The 1,121-nt window shown below is 61.1% G+C and carries 1 protein-coding gene; it reads left to right on the plus strand.

The features are described from left to right. A partial coding sequence (locus AC1Q7F_RS32595) for an IS30 family transposase (protein WP_444739478.1) occupies window positions 1–1,114 on the plus strand: 1,114 nt, incomplete at its 5' end. Between the last annotated feature and the right edge of the window lie 7 nt (window positions 1,115–1,121).

Genomic DNA, 1,121 nt, shown 5'->3' on the forward strand with positions numbered 1-1,121 from the left:
CGGTGGATTCTATTTTGAAGTGCGACTCTCTTTTATAATCAGATGGTTAGCAATGGAGGCTGCCATGGGAGAGCATTATTCGCACCTGAGTTTGGCGGAACGGCGTCGGATTGACGAGATGTTCCAGGCATCGATCCCAGTTCGGGAGATCGCGGCGCGGCTTGGCCGGCATCATGGTACAATCCATCGTGAGATCAACCGGAACTTTTACCACACATCCTTCCGGGACCGGTTTGGCAACGACTACCGTGGTTACTTCTGCATGACGGCGAACGCGATGGCTAAGCGCCGGCGGCGTTCTGGCCGCGTGAAGTTGCTGCGACATCCGGCCCTTCTGGCGCATGTGGTGGCGAAGCTGCATTCGGGCTGGTCACCGCAGCAGGTTTCCGGCCGGCTCAAGATTGATCCGCAGCCAGTGGGCCGGATATCGCATGAGAGCATCTACCGACATATCTACAGTGCCGAGGGCCGAGAGGCGAAGCTGTATGCCCTGCTCGCTGTGGCCCGGCGGCACCGCCGTCGTCAGAAAGGCCGCAAGCCCCGGACCTCGGTGATCCCGGCAGAGCGGTGGATTGAAGCCCGCCCGACCGAAATCGGTGATCGCAGCCAGTTTGGCCATTGGGAGGCGGATCTGGTGATCTTTGCGCGCAAGCATGGCAAGGCCAATGTCACTTCGCTCCAGGAGCGGCAAACCCGATATCTGCTGTTGCTGGGCAATGAGGACCGCCGCTCCGCCGACGTCATGTCCCGCATCACCAATGCTCTGGCCCCCCTGCCCAGCTCCGCCCGCCGCAGCATCACCTTCGACCGGGGCACCGAGTTTGTGGGTGCCTGGCGGTCATTGTCCATGCCCAGCTGGTTCTGCGATCCGCACAGCCCCTGGCAAAAGGGTGGCATTGAAAATGCCAATGGACGCGTGCGCCGCCGGTTGCCGCTCGACAGTCCGGTCGAGGATCGATCCTCGACCGGACTGAAGGCCATTGCCACAAAGATGAACGACACGCCCCGTAAGTGCCTGGGATGGCAGACGCCAGCCGAGGCTTTCAGCAGCAAGCTGGCAGCTATCAGGCGAACCGACTACAATGCACTGCAACCCAGTCGCACTTCAGCGTGAATCCGCC

Source organism: Niveispirillum sp. GW835-FHT14G11 (assembly GCF_058793615.1).